16 protein-coding genes are annotated in these 19624 nt (G+C 45.1%); 6 read left to right on the forward strand and 10 right to left on the reverse strand.

The window, feature by feature from the left end; genetic code table 11:
• Positions 1–397 precede the first annotated feature (397 nt).
• The 8 genes from ACE1CM_RS36150 to ACE1CM_RS36185 form a co-directional block, all read right to left on the reverse strand.
• A complete protein-coding gene (locus ACE1CM_RS36150) occupies positions 398–1678 on the reverse strand; it encodes a glycosyltransferase family 4 protein (protein ID WP_374883763.1) in 1281 nt (426 codons plus the stop codon).
• A 97-nt stretch (positions 1679–1775) separates the two neighbouring features.
• Positions 1776–2528, reverse strand: coding sequence for a sulfotransferase domain-containing protein (locus tag ACE1CM_RS36155; protein WP_374883764.1), 753 nt, complete (start codon positions 2526–2528; stop codon positions 1776–1778).
• Positions 2528–3661: a class I SAM-dependent methyltransferase gene (locus tag ACE1CM_RS36160; protein WP_374883765.1), complete on the reverse strand. Its 1134-nt coding sequence runs from the start codon at positions 3659–3661 to the stop codon at positions 2528–2530. Before ACE1CM_RS36160 ends, ACE1CM_RS36155 begins: the two co-directional genes overlap by 1 nt.
• 94 nt (positions 3662–3755) lie before the next feature.
• A complete protein-coding gene (locus tag ACE1CM_RS36165; protein WP_374883805.1) occupies positions 3756–8702 on the reverse strand; it encodes a glycosyltransferase in 4947 nt (1648 codons plus the stop codon).
• Positions 8703–8747: 45 nt separating this feature from the next.
• The gene (locus tag ACE1CM_RS36170; protein WP_374883766.1) at positions 8748–9734 is read right to left on the reverse strand and encodes a phytanoyl-CoA dioxygenase family protein; all 987 of its coding nucleotides are present in this window, start codon (positions 9732–9734) and stop codon (positions 8748–8750) included.
• Positions 9735–9806: 72 nt separating this feature from the next.
• A complete protein-coding gene (locus tag ACE1CM_RS36175) occupies positions 9807–10931 on the reverse strand; it encodes a class I SAM-dependent methyltransferase (RefSeq protein ID WP_374883767.1) in 1125 nt (374 codons plus the stop codon).
• Between the two features lie 52 nt (positions 10932–10983).
• On the reverse strand, positions 10984–12384 hold the full coding sequence (locus ACE1CM_RS36180; protein ID WP_374883768.1) for an ABC transporter ATP-binding protein: 1401 nt from the start codon (positions 12382–12384) through the stop codon (positions 10984–10986).
• A gap of 50 nt (positions 12385–12434) precedes the next feature.
• Entirely contained in the window at positions 12435–13232 is a 798-nt protein-coding gene (locus ACE1CM_RS36185) for an ABC transporter permease (RefSeq protein ID WP_374883806.1), read from the reverse strand.
• A gap of 562 nt (positions 13233–13794) precedes the next feature.
• Between ACE1CM_RS36185 and ACE1CM_RS36190 the strand changes: the two genes are divergently transcribed.
• The 6 genes from ACE1CM_RS36190 (at position 13795) to ACE1CM_RS36215 (ending at position 17729) form a co-directional block, all read left to right on the forward strand.
• A complete protein-coding gene (locus tag ACE1CM_RS36190) occupies positions 13795–14052 on the forward strand; it encodes a DUF2862 domain-containing protein (RefSeq protein ID WP_374883769.1) in 258 nt (85 codons plus the stop codon).
• Between the two features lie 10 nt (positions 14053–14062).
• Entirely contained in the window at positions 14063–15232 is a 1170-nt protein-coding gene (locus ACE1CM_RS36195) for an ArsA family ATPase (protein ID WP_374883770.1), read from the forward strand.
• Between the two features lie 28 nt (positions 15233–15260).
• Positions 15261–15416, forward strand: coding sequence for a hypothetical protein (locus tag ACE1CM_RS36200; RefSeq protein WP_374883771.1), 156 nt, complete (start codon positions 15261–15263; stop codon positions 15414–15416).
• Positions 15409–16446, forward strand: a complete 1038-nt coding sequence (chlG, locus tag ACE1CM_RS36205; protein ID WP_374883772.1) for a chlorophyll synthase ChlG — start codon at positions 15409–15411, stop codon at positions 16444–16446. Before ACE1CM_RS36200 ends, chlG begins: the two co-directional genes overlap by 8 nt.
• Positions 16447–16602: 156 nt before the next feature.
• Positions 16603–16887, forward strand: a complete 285-nt coding sequence (locus ACE1CM_RS36210; protein ID WP_374883773.1) for a hypothetical protein — start codon at positions 16603–16605, stop codon at positions 16885–16887.
• A 257-nt stretch (positions 16888–17144) separates the two neighbouring features.
• On the forward strand, positions 17145–17729 hold the full coding sequence (locus ACE1CM_RS36215; RefSeq protein ID WP_374883774.1) for a hypothetical protein: 585 nt from the start codon (positions 17145–17147) through the stop codon (positions 17727–17729).
• Here the strand turns inward: ACE1CM_RS36215 and ACE1CM_RS36220 are convergent.
• Positions 17718–18302 carry a Uma2 family endonuclease gene (locus ACE1CM_RS36220; RefSeq protein WP_374883775.1) on the reverse strand — a complete coding sequence of 195 codons (585 nt, stop codon included), beginning with the start codon at positions 18300–18302 and terminating at the stop codon, positions 17718–17720. The two genes, ACE1CM_RS36215 and ACE1CM_RS36220, sit on opposite strands and share 12 nt — an antisense overlap.
• Before the next feature lie 337 nt (positions 18303–18639).
• Complete coding sequence (locus tag ACE1CM_RS36225) at positions 18640–19602, reverse strand: alcohol dehydrogenase catalytic domain-containing protein (RefSeq protein ID WP_374883776.1); 963 nt, start codon at positions 19600–19602, stop codon at positions 18640–18642.
• Positions 19603–19624: the final 22 nt, after the last annotated feature.

Raw genomic sequence — 19624 nt, forward strand, 5'->3', positions numbered from 1 at the left:
TACTGGATATGTTGATGATATATCCGACAAAGTTTCTACAATGGCTGCTTGCCGATTGAGCTGACCAGGCAGATTTCCTGGTTGGTTTCGCTGGCAGAGCCTCCAGTAGTATAGCTTGCATCATTGATTCTCTCCAATTACTTAGACAGCGCCCCAGCTAAAGATTGTTGCCGCTTCATGAATAATACTGACGCTTCAAACCGGGTTTCTCAAACGAGAATAAATCTTTTCAGCAACGCCGGACTTGGCTAGCAACCCAGTTTCTTTAGTTTTTTGCGTAAGCTTTCATGACTGTGGCACTGCTGTTATAGTTCCCCTTCTATAGGAAATTTTTAACAACGATGGTTATCATACCGGAGTTTGTGAACCTTCTGCTGCAAGATTTGGTTAAGTTCCCCTACCGCACCGCTAAATCCTGACCCTGTGTCAATTGGTAACTGGTTTTGCTGAGGTCGGGTGGGAAGGAGCGATTTGCCACATCTTTAATCAGTTGGATGTGGCGGGGTAGTAACTGTTGGTGGGCATATTTTTCTACGACGGTTTGCCTTGCTTTGGCGCGGATTTCTGCCATGCGGGTAGGATGGTCTAATACTTCGCAAATGCGGTCGGCTATTTGCTTGGGGGAGAAGAAATCTACTAGCAAGCCATTTTCTCCATCCTGAATCACTTCGCGCACGGGTGGGGTGTCCGATCCCACGACTAAACACCCGGTGGACATGGATTCAATCATTGACCAAGATAATACAAAAGGTCGGGTTAAATAAACGTGAACCGAGGATGCTTGAATTACTTTCAGGTAAAGTCCGTAGGGTAAGGTGCCGACGAAGTGAACGCGGGATAAGTCTAAGGGGACTTTTTTCAGCATCTGCTGTTTGTAGGTTTCGCCGTTGGGTAGGGATTTGCCGTAGCAGACGCGATCTGCGCCTACTATTACTACGTGGCAGTTGGGACGGCGTTCTTGCAGGTAGGCGAGGGATTCGATAAATTCGGGAAAGCCGCGATAGGGTTCCATGCCTCGTCCTACGTAGGTGACAATTTCGTCTACGTCTGATAGGTCGAGGTTGGGTAGGATGAGTTTGGCGTCTGGGTTGGGTTGGAAGTAGTCGGTATCGACGCCGTCGTGGAGGACGCTGATTTTACTATGGAATTCTTTGGGAAATTGGGATTGTTGCCAGTGGGTGGGGGAGATGCCCCAGTCGCAGCTGTATAAGTCGATTAATATGGGGGCGTTTTTGATTCTGATGCGCGCCATGTCATCGACTGTGAGGGGGTCGGCGGGGTCAAAGTCGGCGTCGGAACCGATGGAGTGATAAAACCACTCGAAGTAGCATAGCAGGACGGCGTTTGGGAAGGCGTCTTTGACGAATAAGGTGGGTCCCCACCCGGAATGTCCGTAGACGATGTCGGGGACAAATCCTTCTGATTTGAGTTGTTCTGCTACTCGGAATACTGCTTGTCCGTGGAGGACGCCGCTTTCTAGGAATCGCACGTAGTGGTGGGTTTCGGCGCGGGGGGTGCGACTCGGTTGAAACATGACTTTGCGGACTCCGGGTATTTGCCATTCTGGGTTTTCGACTTTGGTAGCAAAGACTACTTCGTTGTTGGGGTCTTGACCTAATAATGCGGCGACGTGGCGAAATTGGGCGGGAAAGTTGGGATGTAAAAATAAGATTTTCATTGGGGTTTGGGTGGGTCGGTATTTATGGAACCGCAGAGACGCAGAGGACGCAGAGGGAAGAGGAAGGAAGAGGTTTGTAGTAAGGACTTTAGTCCTGTTACCAGTTGAGGTTTCTGCCTAAGTAGTTTTCTAGGTTTTGATTGTGAGGTTGGAAGTAGGCGGTTAGTTGTTGGTATATTGCTGGGTGGATGGGGGGGTATTCTCCTGCATTATATTTAACATAGTCTGGGAGTTGATATGGAGGTATTTCTAAGAAGTTACAGACTTGATTTAGGATGGTTGGGGGGTGGTTGTATAGGTCTTCGCTTTTGAGGATTAAAAGTTGTTCTTTGGGGAAGAAGTTCATCCAGTTTTTGATCTGGTCTAGGTATATGCCTCTGGAAAGGTAGGTGTAGTGTTGGTGGTTGAAGCTGTAATAGTTGGGGTTTTCTAGGATTTTTTCGGTTTCGCCTGCTAGGCGGGTGGGTTCGGATGCAATCGCTTCCTCTATCGCTTTGTCTTCTACTCCCAATCTTACTTCGTGATAATAATGGGAAATTGCTCGCTCTACTGGGTTTCTCAATAATATAATTAACTTGACTTTTGGCAATATTTGTTGTACTCTTTTCGCCACTAATGGATGAAAGATGTAGTAGGGGCTTGCTTCTCCGGTGATGAGTTTATTTTGCCTATCGAAGGGGTGAAATTGGTCTTGATACCATGAGATTCCTTTGTCAAAGTTTAGGTCAAAATAATGCACTTCTTTTGTGCGCGCTGGTACAATTTGCGGATGTTTAATTAGATAGTTGTACAGGGATGTTGTCCCGCTTTTTTGCGCGCCTATTATCAGAAAATCTATTTCACATCCCATTATCTTACTGCTTTTATCCCCTCAAAAAATACTCCCGCTGCCAAAATTTCTCGACCTTTTTGTTCCAGGGCTATATCTAGATTATTACCTTCTTTTAAAAGGAATTCACGCCAATCTTGTAATTTATTTTTCCACAATTCTTGAGTAATATATGGTAAAACGGCTTCGATTTGCATGATAAATCCAAAGGAAGGATACTGATAAGGTCTAATTCCACTGCGTAATTCTTCAAAATCAGACATTACTAAACGAAGGCCGTGCAGTGTCATGTTAAAGTAGTGACTCGGATCGCCGTGTAGTGGCTGCATAAAAGCTGTATCGATAAAGATTATACCCCCTGGCTTTAAAATTCGATGTAATTCTTTAGCGGTGAGGAATGGATTTGGTATGTGTTCAAATACTGCTTGACTGATAACTGCGTCAAAGATGGCATCTGGGAAAGGTAATTTGGTTGTGTTGCATACAATATCGGTGTGGGGATATTGCTGCACGTCAAGATAGCAAATGTTCGGTCTTAGGTCGCCTTCGGGGGTGTTTCCTGCACCAAAGTCTAGAACGAGTCCATCTTCTATTTTAGTCAAAAGTTCAATAACATAGAGCGAATAGGGATGGGTTTTTTCGGTTTCTGTTAGCCTGAGAAATGGCAAATCTCCTTTTTGCAGGATGTGGGGGGTATTGCCTCTGGTATAAACTGGATAATTGCAAACTTCGCACGACCGATCTATTTGATTTAGTTTGCTTCCACATTCTGGGCAATATAGCAATTGTTTTAGTTCAAATTTTCTGGTTCTGGTTTGCAGTTGTTGGCTTTCATTAGCACCCAAGGTAAATTCTTCTTTAAATAATGAAATATTTTGATTTTTCTCGGATATTTCAATTTCTATAATTTCCCCTGGTTTGATTGTATGGGGAATTAGAATATCGCCTGATAAACCGCTGTTTAATGCATTTTCTTTTTGGGGAAAAGCTGCTGCTACATCGGGGCGGAGTAGGCCATGAGATAGAGTAACATAGGATTGACCGTTCAGCGATACATTCAGCCGTACTTCTGTTTTTTCTTCAGGTATGAACCAACCGGAAAATTTTGTTATATAGCTTATTGTTGTATTGGTTGGGGTATCGAGGTTAAACATTTTTGCTATTCCATATAATCGGGATATATATATTATTTTTTTTTTCATCTGTCTAATTTTAATTTTGAGGTCAGGATGGATTATTTTTGATAACCTATTTTTGGCTAAGATAAGCTTCGCGGAAAATTTGGGCATAAGCTTGGGTCATTTCGTCAAAGGTGGTTAAAGATTGGAGGACGTAACGGGAGTTTTGTGCCATTTGTTGGCGCAGGGATTTATTATCTAGGAGGGAGGCGATCCCATTTGCCAATTCTGCCGCATTTCCTGGGGTGTAAAATATCCCGTTGATTCCAAGAAGGACTTGTTCTTTAATCCCGAATACGGGGGTGGTGATGATGGGTAGGTTATACGCCATTGCTTCTAAAATCACTCTGGGATAGCTTTCGATGCGGGAAGTGCAGACAAAGATATCGGCGGCTTGGTAATATCTGGCTGTATCTGCGGTTTCTGGTACGATTGTTAATCGCTGTTGTAAGGATGATGGTAGTTCTGCTGCTAATTTTGCCAGTTGGCGACTGTAGTAATTTGGGCGATCGCCGACGATGAAGCAGCGAATGTTGGTATGGTGTTGTTTGGGTAGGTGGGAGAGGGCGCGAACTAGGTCTTGTTGTCCTTTGCGATCGCATACTGTCCCCAATAGCAAAATTACCACTTCTTCCGGTTCCACTCCCAAAGATTTTCTCGCATCTGATTTCGTCCACCCTGGCGCTGCTGCATCCAATCGTTCTATATCTAAACCGTTATGAATCACGGTAAAATTATGCTGAGTATTCAGCGGTAAATAACTCTCCCGCGTCGCATCGGCGACAAAAACGATCTGGTAAGGATAAGCGAAGCATTCTAAGGCGCGGGATGCTATTTCTGCGCCGAAATGGTTGAAATATGTTTGCCAAGGTTCGCTTTCGTGCAAGTTCCAAACGCAAGGAATGCCGATTTTCTTGGCGCAATCTACCATGAAAAAGTTATTCAGGGTATTGGCATATATTAGATCGATATCGAGTTGCTTAATTTCTTCTCCCAGCTTTTCCAGTGCTTCGTCGTATGCACCTCGGGTATAAATATTCGCCAGGGGATGTTCCCGCACGATGACTTCAATTCCCTGCTGTTGGTATACTTCTCGCAATGGTCCTTCATTGACGCAGAAAGCGATGGGTTTGATCGCTCCTTTTTTGGCAAGATTTACGGCAATTTCGTATTGATGCAGCGGCGCACCTGTGAAGTTTAAATCGTTGCTGCACATCAATATTTTTAGGGGTGTAAAGGCGGGTTTAACGAGTAGGGGCGGGTTTAACGAGATGTCTTGTGATTCGGCGAGTTGGTTGGTAAAACCCGCCCCTACAGGTAGGAAAATGCGTCGCGCTTGGATTTGTACCTGTTCGTTTTCTAAGGAAAGATGCGGACTGTAGAAGCAGTCTACTTTTTTTCCATACTTTTGCCGATAGTTTGCTCTTTCTTTGGGGTTATCGCTAAATCCTCTTGTACTCCCCTCGTAATGAATAAATTCTGCCGTGGTACAATAAACGGAGCGATACCCTTTTTCTAACAATCGATAACCGTAATCTGCATCGTTGTAAGCGACGGCGAATTCTATCTCGTCAAATCCGCCTAATTCTAGGAATAACTGTCGCGGCGTCAGCAGACAAGCTGCGGTGACGGCGGAGTAATTTCGCGTCACTTTGGCGTAAGAAAGATATCCGCCATCGTCTTTATTTATTAGTTTAAATGCATGTCCCGCTAACCCGTGATGCATCCCGTGAATTACGCCTGCATGTTGCACTCTACCATCGGGAAAAAGCAATCTCGCACCGACGGCGCCGACGCCTTCGATTTGCGCGTATCCTATCATTTGAGATAACCAATCTGGGGATATGACTTGGGTGTCGTTGTTGAGGAATAGCAGATAGTCGGTTTCGACTTGTTCGGCGGCGCGGTTGTTAATGGCGGCGAAGTTGAATTTCCCATCGGGATTTTTCACTTTTAAGACGCGATGGGGAATTTGTTCTAGATATGCTAAGGTTTCCGCTTCGTCGCTTTCGTTGTCAACGACGAGGACTTGGTAATTTTGGTAGGTGGTTTTTTCCAGGGAAGTTAGGCAATTTTGCAGTAAGCTTACCTGGTTTTTGGTGGGAATAACAATTGCAACCGAGGGGCCGGTGTCTGGGAATTTATGGGAATATAATCCTAATCCCAATCTCAGCGCCCATTCGGGTTGATAAGCGGTTCCTTTTATACCGCGTCGCTGCAATGCTTCTTGCACTGCTTTTTCTCCAGCGATGAAGCTTTTTGGTTTAGCAGCGCCGGTGATAGCGGTCGATCCGGGTGTGGCGCGCCAGTGATAAAGGACTAAAGGTAAATGAGCGATTTTATTGGTTTTTTCGGTTACCCTTAACGCGAAGTCGTAATCTTGGGAACCTTCAAACCCGACTCGCATTCCGCCCAGGGTTTCAAATAAGTTTCGTTTGACGGCGCACAGGTGGCTAAAGTACATGTAGGAAAGTAGCAACTCTGGCGACCAATCGGGTTTAAATTGAGGTGCGTAGCGTTGTCCGTTAATGTCGATTTTGTCGTCGTCGGAATAAAGAAAGTCGGTTTCGGGATTTTCTGCTAAGTATAAGGCGACTTCCCCTAATGCATCGGGTGTGAGTTCGTCGTCGTGGTCTAAGAATACCAAATAGTCCCCGGTTGCTAAGCTGGCGGCGCTGTTGGTGGCGGCGCTGATGTTGCCGTTTTTTGGCAGATAAATAACGCGGATGCGGTTATCTTTGACCAACACCAACCACTTTTGTAAGGTTTTTGGGATGTCGGGGTTGGTGCTATAGTCGTCGGCGATGCAGAGTTCCCAGTTTTGGTAGACTTGGTTGGTGACGCTGGCGATCGCTCGCTCCAAAAACTCGACCGGCGTATTGTAAACTGGCATCACTACCGATATTTTCGCCAAGGTTCCCCGACAGGTATTTAACCGCGCCAGCAGATATGCTTCTGCTTTTTGATTCCACTGGTTAACCTGCAACCAAGCTGAGTATGGTTCTATGGGTTGAGGAATATTAAACCCAGGGGTCGCTAATTCTGTTTTTGACTGTTGTTCCCGATAAAGACTAATAATTTTTCCCACCAAGCGGGGTATTTCTCCCGGATTTGGTAGCAACCTTCCCCCAAGTCGGATGCGCCTTTCGTAGATTTTTTTCCTGACGACTTCTACAAATCTTGTCGCTGTCTGCAATTGGTTTTTCCAATTCCCAAGCGCCAAGTCTCGCCGCACAATTAAAGGTAGCGGTGCTTGAAATAATGCTACTTCTCCATTCTCCAAAGTTGCTTTGAGGAAAACTTGCCAATTTCCCGCCCCAATGGCGACGGTTGCTTCCCATCCGCTGGCGGCGCTATCTTTCCAATCTGGGTAAGCTTTCCCCACATCTGGACGGTAATTTCCATAGGCGCATTCAAAAGAAATATCGCCGATGCAAAGGACTAGCTGTTCAATTTTCTGCTGCGGATGGCAGCACCAACCTGAAAATAATATAGTGCCACTTTTCTGTTCCCAATCTTTTGGCGCGTCAATTGCTGCTTCCAATGGTGAAATTACCAAGGAATAGGAGGCGAATCGTTGCCATTTTCCCGGTTCGGTTAACGCTTCTAGTACCAGGTTGTGGCGTCCGGAATTAAGAGAAACTGGAATAGCAAATCCGGATGCTTCTGCACCTTTAATTTCCCTATACGCGGCGGCGACATCTGACCGCGCCATGCCATAATTTCCTGGGAAAATTTGCTCTCCCACTCTGGCGCGGATGGTTTGGATGTGAGATTGGGTATTGCAGCACCAACCGCATATTTGAAAATTCCCATTGGCGATATTCCAACTGGTGGGAAAGTCGATGGCAAATATAAAGGGTTTGATTAGGTAGCGCAGGCGGCGTTTTAATGCCAAGTATTTTTGTCGCAACTGCCATAATTTAGAATATTTCATGGCAGCAATTTCGCCTGCGAGTGCTGCGTTCTCAGTGCGGGTGTGAGATAATTCTACCTGTACGCTATTTAATTGATTCTGCGTACCATCTAATTGCCCTTGGGTTTTCCCCAATGTGGTTTCTAATTCCAGCAGTTTCGCCAAAGCTTCCTGCAATTTTATTTCCCTTTGGTCTAATTGCCCTTGGGTTTTCCCCAATGTGGTTTCTAATTCCAATACTTTAGCTTGAGACTCTTGAAATTGATCTTGCCACTGCTTCAGTTCAGTCTGCAATCCTTTTCGCTTCTTTTCTAACAGGCGGATGGTTAACCAATCTTGAAACTCCCAAAGCACTGAAGATCTTTTGCCAAAAATTGAGGGTTTTTCTACTAATCCCAGCGCTTTTGAGTTCAATTCTTGATAAATCTCCACCGCTTCTGGAAAGCATTTCTCTATTAAACTTGGTCGATGGGTTTGGTAAATTTTATCAACCAATAAAGACGGATCGAATATTTCTGTACCTGTTAATTTTAAATTAACCTTAAATTTTTCATTAATTCCTTGAACAAAAGCTAAGTAATCTTGGGCGATTGTATTGATATTAACTATGAGAGAATTTTTCGGATATTTTTCCGAAAATTCTAAAACTTTCTTGTTATAATGAATCCAGGCTAAAAGCGCTAACTGGGGTTTACTTAATAAAATTTCATCGGTTCCCCGGCGATAAAGTGAGTCAACGACTTCCCAAGGGGAACGATAGACGAAGATAAAATTAGCATTTGGCAATAATTTTATCCAAAAATCTAAGAACAGAGTGGTGCGCGGATCTTTCCATCCCCAAACAGGAATCTGGGAATTTTGGCGGATAATGTTTTGAGCTTTTTCTATAAAGGATTCGGCGACTGGAATTTCAGATTTGAGGGTAAAACCTTGTTGGTCAAGTTTATGCGATCGCAAGACCTCTTTGTGAAAATCGACAAAATCAATATTCTCAAAATGACCTTTAATATTCCCGTCAGCAGCGCCTACTAAATTCTTGCCGATGTCCACTCCCACGCTTTGCAGGAGAGACGCTGTTAATGAAGTTCCGGATCGATGCATTCCGGCAATTGGGAAAATATACGATGTATCCTTATTCACAGTCTATTACCAATTAAAAGGCGCTTCAACTTCAGTGGCTCTGTCAACTCCTTCTGGAGTATAGTGGATGACAAACGATCTTCTGGTTAAGCTGGGATTCTTAATCCATCCTCCCCCGTGAATCAGCATTCCATGCCAAAAAAGCGCTTTTCCTTTTTTATCAATAAATTCTTTTCTCTCGTATTTTTCTGCGACTTGGTTGACGCTATCGAGATAAGTGTGGAATGTTTCTTTGTTTGCTGTTCTCAGGTTATTTTGCGGGTAATTATCAAATTTTTCATACATTTTCTCTTTATGGGAACCTGGATAAAATACTAACGGACCGCTATCGGGCGAAATATCTTCGGCTGCTATCCACACGCCTAAAAGATAATTAACTGGGAAAATATGAAACACCGCCATGTCTTGATGTAAAAACTGTCCGCTTCCCCAGTGAAAGCTAATGCTGTATTTGGGTTGGGATTCTTTACCCAAAACCAAGCTGGCTAAATGGGCTAAAGTTGGACTGTAAAAAATTTGGCGCGCGTTTTCCGAAATTTTATATAACTCGTGGATTCTCCAATTTGAATTGTCGCGCATTTGTTCGCGGACGCTTTGATCGAGATCGAGAACTTCGGCGTGGGTGTAGTCTCTACAACTATCCTTATCTAATCCTAGATTGTGGATTATTACTCCAGGAATTGGTTTGTCCGCATACCACAGGTTATCCAAATCTGCGATCATGGGATTGAGAAGGTTTTGATCTATTGCATCATCGACTACAAAATATCCCTCATCTATCCACTGCCGCAACCATTCGTATTCTTGAGATGATATTTCTTTAGACTTGTATTTGGCATCGAGTAATTTTTTAGCATTGGGGCGATCTAGCCAAGGCATATCTTGAGGTTGGATTGCCCATTTGCTTTCCTCAATTGCTTGGGCTGGTTCGGAATTACTTAGTAACTGTTTAAACCTATGTTGTACGGATTTGATTGAGTTTAATAAATTCATAAATCGTTGACAGATAGTTATGGATTTGTCCAAGGGAGCCTGCTGGCTGAAATTATATCATTATCTTGGCTGTTAGCAGAACATCGCTGCCAATTTATTTGCTGCTAGTACCCGTTCAAGTTCGCGGCTATTAATCGCTTTGACGATTAAAACATCATCGGGACGAATTGTATCTGTTTCCGAGTAACAAGTCCAGCCCGAACGGAGATCTGTAGTTTTGTTGCGATCGCAATCTGGAATACAGCTTTGAACAAGCTTACCATTAACGATGATTTGAATTTGCTCAACTTTACTATCCCGATTAAAGTCTAATGCCCAACCTGCCAGATAAATTTTGCCGTCGGTGGTAATTTGGCAGGTTTCCAAACCTCCTTCAGGATGATGGCTAAAATTCAAACTAGAAAATTCTTGCACCGGATGCTTGACTGCGATGTAAATATCTTGATGCCTACAAAGCCCTTTTTCAATTCTGTAATAAGTAACTGCCGCACCCAGCTTTTCGGCCAAAACTTGACTAACAAATGCCTCGCTGACATAGGTGGTTCCGTAAAGTTGTCGATCGAGGGTTGTGTTTTCGCTTTCTGGTACAAAATAAAAACCCTCTGACTTTTGGGCCACATCAGCGGGTAAAAGCGTGAGATCGTGAACGCTAAAAATCAAAATCCCTTGAGGTGAGAGTAAACTATAAAGCTTTTCCACCCAGTCGGCAAAGGTGTTTTTGGGAACGTGGCTGAAAAAAGAAGCCGCTAAAATACAATCAAACTTTCCTTCGCCAGGATAATCTTTTGGATAGTTTGTTGAAACAATGCCGTTGACATTAAACTGTTCGGTTTGGAATTTAACAGCGTTGGCAGAAATATCAGAAACCCAAATTTGCTGCGGTGACAATTCCTGTAGCAAGTAGCGACTAAAACGTCCGTAGCCACAGGCAAAATCTAAAAAAGACGATACATTATTATCAAAGTTCTGAAATTGCCATTCAACAATTTGTTTGACGGCATCAAAGATGCGTTGACCTAGGGAGTAGTAGCGAATGCAAGCTGCCTGTTTATCGCCGTTTAAGTTTTTCAGGCTAAAGAGGTACATTTCGTCATCTGGGTGAATTGCCGTAGGGAATTTGTGAGGAAATTTCACCCTATCCTGAATAAAATTCTGGATAATTGGATTGGTTTTTAATGTTTCTAAGGTTGTTTCCACAGGTTTTCCTCACATTTTCCACTCTCGAAGCTGTTTCTAAATTCTGATAAATTTAGATGACTTTCATTTCTTGTTCTGGTTCGGCTTTCACCAAGTCGTAGGTAATTCTAATACTTGGTTCGATCAAAAAGTCAACTGCGCCGGTGCCGCAAGAGTCGGTTTCGGGTTTAACTCTGAACATCGCAGCATCGATACAACGGGCTAAGTAGGTAAAATCTCCATCGACGATGCCAGAAACTCCGGCATTTAAAAAGTATAAACCGGGGTGAAGCAAACATTTAAACCGAAATTGCATTACTACCAAAGTTTCCGATTCGATCCGATCGATAGACTGAGATTGGGTGGCAAAAGATGCCCCGCCAATTTCTATTCCGCTGGGATTTTTAATTAGCATACCGAAACGAACTTTGTCAGCGGGTTTAGAGAAAATCACCGAGTAGGTGTAGATATATTCTCTGCGATTGATTAAGTGATTGACAACGGTTCCATCCAGGGTTGTAATGCGGGGGTCGATTATTTTGGCTCCCCTAGATTTATAAGAAATGGTTGTACAAGGTATCATTTCTGGCTCGTAAAACTCGCGGATTTCTGGGAGTTTGATCGATTGATTTACAACAACTTTATTTTGTCCCTTAGTCCGGTTCAGCGGTAAAACATTATCGGGCTGGCTTGATTTATGTAGGGTGCAGATTTCTTCGCGAATTGCCTGAGCTTTGTCGGCGGGAGCGTAAATTAGTTCTTGGTATTTGGCGATGACTAATTTGGGGCTATCGACGAGTAATAATTCTCCTCGATCCATTAATATAGCCGAGTCGCAAAGCGATACGACTGAGGTGGGAGAATGGGAAACAAACAGAATCGTGCCGCCTTTATCTTTAATAGCTTGAATGCGAGCAAAACATTTGCGTTGGAAAGCTTCATCTCCGACTGACAGGGCTTCGTCTACGACTAAAATATCGGGATCGACGCTGGTAGCGACGGCAAAAGCTAAGCGGACAAACATCCCGCTGGAGTAGGTTTTGACGGGTTGGTCGATAAAATCGCCAATGTCTGCAAAGGCGGCGATCGCATCATACCTTGCTTCTATTTCTTGGTAACTTAACCCCAACAATTGACCGTTAAAAAATACATTTTGCCTGCCGGTGAATTCGGGATTAAAACCGCTCCCCAGTTCTAATAATGCCGCGATTCTGCCCTTAGCTTGCACCTCGCCGCTGGTAGGCGTGAGAGTTCCGGCAATAATTTGCAGGAGCGTACTTTTCCCCGACCCATTGCGTCCGACAATCCCAATAGTTTTTCCTTTGGGAATTTCTAAGCTAACATCGCGCAAAGCCCAAAATTCCTTGGCTTTAACTCTGCCAGGAAGTAATAATTCTTTCAAGCGATCTGCCGGATTTGCATAACGCTTAAAGCACTTGGAAACGTTGTTGATGGCAATTGCTATCTCAGTCATGGTACTGCTGAAAATAAACGGCTTTCTTTGAGAGTTAATCGATGACAAGTTCAAAGTACATCAGCAAATGCTTTCCGCAAGCGCTGATATACCCAGAAACCTCCGTAACAGACAACGACAGAAACGAGGGAAACAATTCCCCATGCCTGCCCATGCCTGACTTCTCCGACTAAAATTAAGTCGCGATAAGTTTCGGCGATCGCTGCCATTGGGTTTAATACAAATACCCAACTTTGCCATTTTTCTGGAATCACCGAGGCGGGATAAACAAGTGGGGTGAGGTAGAACCACAAATTGAGTAAAACCCCCAAAGTTTGAGGAACATCCCGCAGAAATACCGTTAACCCAGCTACCAGATAACTCAAGCCAATTGTTAGCAGCAACTGAGGCAACCAAATCAGCGGTAGCAGCAATAGGGTAATTTTCACCGTCCCGGCGAGAAACCCTACCATTACAATCAACGCAATTAACCCGAAAGAGCTTTCCACAAAGGCGCTAAAAACCGGCACTAAAGGTAACAATGCAAGTGGAAATACTACCTTTTTTACCAAGTTAGTTTGGTTAATTACCGATACAGATGCTGCTACCAAGGCCATGGTAAAAGCATTCCAAGATAACAATCCGGCAAAAATCCACAAACCAAAGGTTAAGTTATTTGCTGGTAACCCTTGGAGGCTAAGTTTGACCTGCAAAACAATCGAAAAAACATAGGTGTAAATCAGCAATTGGGATAGCTGATTTAGCAAAGGCCACAAATTGCCCAACACCGAACCTTTATGTCGAGCTTCTAAATCTCTTACTACCAATGTTTTCAGGAGGTCTAACTTCGCCACAAAAGGGTGCTGCACTTGATTAGAGTGACTCACCCTTTGGGTTTTTCTTTCAACTCCTTTGACCGATCTCAGCAATTTCTGTTTCCTCGCTCACTATCAACACACCACCACACACAAAAAATAAATCAGATCGGGATATGCAGCACGGTTAGCTGCACTTGAGAGACGGAAACGTTTTTTCTTTGTTAGATGGTACTTTAGTTCTCCATGAATGCGATCGCTTGGGGCAAAGGGCGTCAAAGACACTCCAGAGCTCCCAAACAGTTCATAACCTACTCCCTGAGTTTTCCAGTCTCAGGTTAAGATTTTATTCAAATTTCTGCAATTTGGGCAAAACATTGTTGAAGAGGACGGGTCGAGTTCTTGTTGTATTCCCCGCGTCGGGAGCGTCCCCGTGTCGGGAGCGTCTTCTTAGTCAAGTGCCCAAGGTGTGATTTTCTGCCTTCGCTGCGAGTCAGCGCCGGATCGAGAATTCCGTAAACTGTAATGTGGGGCTAATAACACCCGCATTTCAATCTCTATTGCCCCACGGCGGTGGGGGAGGCGCTAGCTTGTGAAGCGCAGAAGCCGGTATTGTATGCAAAGCGTCAATAGCGGTTCTCCACGCTGTGGAGTGGTTTATCTAGTTGGAGTTCAAATGGAAATCGGTCAAAAAGTGCGCGTGCGTCGTCTGCGGGATCGCTCATCTGCGGAGGTGGTCAAACGGTTAGGTCAAACCGGCATCATTCAAGCCTTCAAAATGGTAGATGCCAGCGGAGTGGGTGTTGTTGTACAGTTTGATGACAAATTTTCCACCTGGTTCTTTGAAGACGAAATAGAACTCCTCAAAGCATAAGGAAGCAACGATGTCCCTGATTTTGACATTTTTAGGTAAAGGTGGCGTGGGCCGCACGACGATCGCCATTGCAACAGCTAAACGACTTGCCGCCTCTGGTGCGCGAGTCCTGCTGGCTTTTGGCGACACCGAACCAGTATCCAGTTCGCTCTTAGGTGCGACAATTGGTCCAGATCCCCAACAACTGGCTGCTAACTTACAGGCGGTGCAGTTTCAGACTACCGTCCTGCTAGAACGCAGCTGGGAACAAGTGAAAGATTTGGAAGCGCAATACCTGCGAACGCCTATCATAAAAGAAGTCTACGGTCAAGAACTAGGAGTATTGCCGGGGATGGACAGTGCGTTAGCGCTGAACGCCCTGCGCGAGTACGAAGCTTCAGGCAAATACGACGCGATCGTCTACGACGGGACGGGAGACAAAGCTTTGCTGCGGATGCTGGGAACCCCGGAAATTATGAGCTGGTATATCCGCCGATTTCGGGATGTTTTTATCAATTCGGATCTGGGCAAAACCCTGTCGCCGTTCATTCAACCCGTCACCAGCGCCATCTTGAATGTCAACTTAATCGGGGATAACTTTGCTCAACCCACCAACCAGGTGAATAACTTACTCGACCAGGGAAAGGCAGCAATGTCCGACCCCAAGCGGGTAGCGGCTTATTTGGTGACGACAGGCGACCCAAATGCAATCGCAACAGCCAAATACCTTTGGGGTAGCGCCCAACAAATCGGTCTGACCGTTTCCGGGGTGATTCTCAACCAGACCGTGATGGCGGATACCTTTGCCGCACAGCAAGCTCAAACCCTGGAACAAGTCTACGCGACTTACGACCGGGAAACATCGGCAACCGACATCGCCAACTCAGAGTTTTCACCCCTCGCGGTTAGTACCGTTCCCGTTCGCATCGGCGACGATTGGCAACCCCTAATCGACGCCCTACCCGATTTTCTCAAAGCAGCGGGCGCCCCCAAACCCATCGAGATCGACATCGCTGGGCGTCAAGTGCGCCTGTTCTTACCCGGATTTGACAAAAAACAGGTCAAACTTACTCAGTACGGCCCAGAAGTCACCATCGAAGCTGGCGACCAACGCCGCAATATCTTTCTACCCCCCCAACTCAGCGGGCAACCTGTCAAAGGCGCCAAGTTCCAAAATAATTATTTGACGATTTCGTTCTAGCAAGGCAGCGATCCCCCTACTCGTTTCGGTGACTGAAGAATACTTATTTAACCGCCAAGAAGCCAAGGACGCCAAGGAAGAGGAGAAGGAAGAGATAGGTAGTGTTCTGGCACCGCAGCGAGTAAACGATAAAAGCGTTCAATCCCAAATCCTCTCATCTCAAATCCAAAATCCCTATGTCTGATTCGCCTTCCTCGCAACTTCCCACGGACGCCACAACGGCTGAGGTGGATGTACAACCGAATACCGCAGCGCCCCTCGATGCCAGTGGCAATGCCAAGATGCGGCAAATGCTAGGGATGAAAGGGGCAGCAAAGGAAACCAATATCTGGAAAATTCGCCTGCAATTAATGAAGCCGATCACCTGGATACCCCTGATGTGGGGCGTGATCTGCGGTGCGGCTTCTTCAGGTAACTATACTTGGACGTTAGAAAACGTGCTGATATCGGCGGCGTGCATGTTGCTGTCGGGGCCGTTAATGACAGGTTATACCCAAGTGGTGAATGAGTACTACGATCGCGAGATCGATGCGATTAACGAACCCTATCGCCCCATCCCATCGGGAGCAATTTCCCTTCCCCAAGTCATTGCTCAAGTTTGGGTACTGTTACTCGCTGGAATTGGTTTGGCATTTGTTCTAGACCAATGGGCAGGACACGAATTTCCCACTATTACTTGTATCGCCATCGGCGGTGCATTCCTCGCCTATATTTACTCTGCACCGCCGTTGAAATTAAAGCAAAACGGCTGGCTGGGTACTTATGCTTTGGGTTCCAGCTACATCGCCCTCCCTTGGTGGACTGGTCATGCTTTATTTGGCGACCTCAATCTGACAATTGTCGTTCTCACTCTGTTCTACAGTTTCTCCGGATTGGGGATTGCGATTGTTAACGACTTCAAGAGTATCGAAGGAGACAGACAATTAGGCTTGAAGTCGATGCCGGTGATGTTTGGCGTCACCACAGCCGCTTGGATTTGCGTGCTGATGATCGATATATTTCAAGGAGCGATCGCTGGTTACCTAGTCTACATTCACCAAAATCTTTACGCGACAATCCTGGTGCTGTTAGTGATTCCTCAAATTGTGTTTCAAGATATGTACTTCCTGCGCGACCCGCTGAAAAATGACGTAAAGTATCAAGCAAGCGCCCAGCCTTTCCTAGTTTTAGGAATGCTGGTGGCAGGTTTGGCTTTGGGTCATGCTGGTGTTTAGGTAATCGGTAATTGGTAATTGGTAATGGGTAATTGGTAAATTTATTTCCTAGTACTCATTACCATTTGCCAATCAATCTATCGTTAGATAGACAAAATAGCCGATTATATTTCTTTACATTTAACCTATTAGTTCCATTTTGTTCGGAAAATAGCCGTGTTTGAACTCCTGTATCCTTTAGTGCGTGCAATTCAACCGTTTTTAGCGCCGGTTTGCTTTTTCTTTGCCTGGGCATTTGTAGCGGTTTTAACTTGGGGGATTTGGTCAGCGATCGCCGAAACCGCCACCAGGGCAAAAGTGATGCACGAAATTCCCTGTTCTAACTGTCAATTTTTCACCAACGACCATCGGCTTAAATGTACCGTACATCCCCGAATAGCCAATTCTGAAGCAGCAATTAATTGTCCAGATTATTGCTCGAAAACAAATCTATTGTATTAACTCAAGTTAGATGGCAGATTGCAGATTGCAGATAAAAATAAAATAAAATCTAAAATCTAAAATCTAAAATCTAAAATTGGGTCTCTGTGACGGGCGCGAACGCCAGACGCTGTTGTCGCCCTCTCATAACTTGATTACATATCTCTTCTTTTCTCTTACCTCTGCGTACTCTGTGCCTCTGTGGTTCATTAATTACCTACTCTTCTAGCACAAAGCGAGTAAAATAGAATAGTCTTGCGCCTCTAAACCTCAAACCAATGCAATCGAACTTGCAAAAATTATATATTACCCCAGAAGACTTAAAAACAATAGCGGCAGTTAGTCAGAGAGATTTGAAAGCCTACGAACAATTAAAATATCCCCGCTTAGCCTTATTAATGACAATCGGCAGTTACGTAGAACGCATCTTGCTGTTAGGCTGGGGATTGATTCCCCTGGGATATTTAATTAAGTGGAAATGGTTAAGAAAGCGGCAGAAAAGCCTGTTGGAAGAAATTGATAAATATAATACAGTTATTCAAGGCATAGAAATTAACGACCAGCTAGTAGCCGCCGGAAATAAATCAGCCAGTTTAACGGATAGAGAAAAACTGATTTCAACTCTGGAAACAACTAGAGAAAATTTAATTTGCGCCTTAAAAACAGAGCGAATTTTGCGAGAAAATCGCGCATTTATTGCCCGCAACAAAGAACTTTTAGCCACTAACTTGGCGGCTGTGCAAGCGTTACAAATCAGTTATGAGGCACGAGAATATACAAAGTTGCTGAACGAAGCATTAGAAGCAGCACAAGCTGTACAAGGGGAAATGAAGCGACTAGAAAGCGGGGAATCAGATTTGTAGTAATACTTGGGCGGCTGTTAATTCTAGCTGGGGAAAAGTGGGAGAAACGATGCGATCGCTTTCTCGGAATTCCACAGCATCGTAGAAGCCTTCTGCTAGGGTGCATACTGTTACCAAATCCGAGAGTGGATCGACAATCCAGAATTCAGGAATATTGAGTACGGCATATTCAGAACGTTTGCTGCGGTAGTCGGTGGTTTTGGTAGACTCGCTGACGACTTCCACGACTAAAATTGGGGGCGGATCGGAAAGTTCAATTACCGCTTCTCGGTTAGCTAGAGATTCCCACTGTTCTATCGTTAAAACAGTGACATCGGGAATGCGTGAAGTATCCCAACGCCCAGCGCGAGGGGAACGAATACCTACGGAAAACCTTTGTGCTGTCCAAGCAGTTCCTAATTTGGCGATTTCTCCATCAAATGTGAATTCTAAGAACTTAGTGACTGCACCATGCTTACCAGTACCTAGACTCATGGGGATTAATTCTCCATCCACAAGTTCGTAACGGGTATCCGTACCATCGTCATACTTGAGATACTCTGCAAAGGTTAGTTTCTTGGTGGCTACCGTCATAGCGATCGCTCGATTACTATAGTTATTTCAATTTATCCGATTGTAACCTCTGTTTGATAAATAGGTTACTAGAAAACACGATCTCTGATATCATGTCCTTAGGCATCGGTAGCCTTTGCTAAGGAAGGGTTTATTTAACCATAGCGCTGGTAGCAAATATCTCTCGTAAAACCCGCCCCTACCATACACAACCTTTGCTTAAGGAGATGATATGACAGGTAATTTTGCCAGCATCAATGCCTTGAAATAAATTTCAGGCTAAAAGCTAAAACCAGTTTAAACGGGTTTTAGAAAGTTGTGAAGTTAATTTCCTTTCTGACTTTTGCCAAAAGTTTAATCAAGACTTGGCATCTATTTCTAGCAAAACTTTTAAAACACCCCGTTCTTGGGCGCGTGCAAACGCCGTCAGTCCTTCAGATAAGGGATAGCGGGCTTGAATTAGCGGTTCTACATCCACCTTGCCTGCGGCTAGCACTTCTAGGGCGGCGGCAAAGGGGCCACAACGGGAACCGATGAGGGTAATTTCGTCTACGACTAAAGACGAGGCATCGAAGGTGAGGTGACCGGCGTAGGTGCTTTTGAGTACCAAGGTACCGCGAGGACGGAGGGCGCGGCGCGCGATCGCAAACCCTTCCTGATTTCCGGTACACTCCACAGATAGGTCAAAAGCGCGGTCAGTCACAGCATCTGCCAGCCCCGTTTTAATACCCCGCGCCGCCAAATTAGCCAATTTATGCTCATGTCGCCCCACAGCCAATAAATCGCAGCCAGTCAGCGCCAGTGTCTGCGCTACGAGTTGCCCTAACTTGCCATCTCCCACTACCAAAACTCGGTCTTCGGGGCGAATCGAGACTTGTTGCTGAATTTCCAAAGCCGCCGCTACAGGCTCGGTAAAAGTTGCGACATCGGTGGGAACGCTATCCGGTACGGGATGCAAGTTCTGTTCTGGTAAGGTGAGATATTCGGCAAACGCACCGTTGCGATTAACGATACCAAGTACGGTACGGTTTTCGCAGTGGGTAGGTTGTTGGCTCTTGCAAAAGCGGCATTGACCGCAAGCGGCGTTAATTTCTCCCACGACTCGCTTACCGAGTAACCCAGATGACCCTTGTTCGACGATGCCGACAAATTCATGACCTAAAATGCCTGTGTAAGGATAGTAGCCGCGAATTAGTTCCAAGTCGGTATTGCAAATACCCGCACGCACAACGCGGACGAGTGCTTCCCCTGGTGGCGCTTCAGGAATGGGGACATCGGTGCGGAGTTGCAGTTGGTTGTTTTCTAACCAGATAGCTTTCATAGTTGGTTTTGTCGGGAGTTTA

Origin of the sequence: Microseira sp. BLCC-F43 (assembly GCF_041929235.1) — a bacterium.
In the GTDB taxonomy this organism is placed as follows: domain Bacteria; phylum Cyanobacteriota; class Cyanobacteriia; order Cyanobacteriales; family Aerosakkonemataceae; genus Microseira.